Annotated in this window: 1 rRNA gene; it reads left to right on the top strand. The window is 55.0% G+C overall.

What is annotated here, in order from left to right:
• Positions 1-98: ribosomal RNA gene (locus tag ACP7E0_RS35085) — 23S ribosomal RNA — on the top strand; the annotation flags it as partial.
• Positions 99-527 lie beyond the last annotated feature (429 nt).

Below are 527 nucleotides of genomic sequence, written 5' to 3'. Positions count from 1 at the left end.
TTGAGAACCGTGGAAGACTACCACGTTGATAGGCCGGGTGTGGAAGTGCAGCAATGCATGAAGCTTACCGGTACTAATCGTTCGATTGGCTTGATTGTTCTCATTGCTAGTGCTCATCGAAGCGCCTTTGGCGCTTCAATGAAGCCTTGGCTCTGTCCTGACGCGTGAAACACGCTCCGGACGGGCCGCGTCACGAGACGCGACGGCCGCTTGGCCTTGCGGAGCATCTGCTCCGGTAAGTGCCTCAAGCAGCTTAGAAAAAGACGTGTTCAAAGATAAAAAGAGGGGTTCCCTCGCCAGCTTCTCATTTTGGTTTTACCCCGCATTTGCGGTGTGGAAATCGCCCTGGCCGGTGTCGCCTCCTTTGGAGGTGTCCGTATGGCCAGCACGGCTGCCCTTCGAGCGACAAGCGAGAAGGATAAGCTAGCCGTGCAAACTAAGAGCGAGATTTACACCTGCACTGCAGGTGTAAATCTTGCCCTTAGTTGACCTGGTGGTTATTGCGGGGTGGCTGCACCCGTTCCCAT

It is taken from the genome of Pararhizobium sp. PWRC1-1, assembly GCF_049897905.1.
Lineage (GTDB): Bacteria > Pseudomonadota > Alphaproteobacteria > Rhizobiales > Rhizobiaceae > Pararhizobium.
Note: the sequence above shows the minus strand (reverse complement) of the source record. Positions and strands in the feature narration are given on the sequence as shown.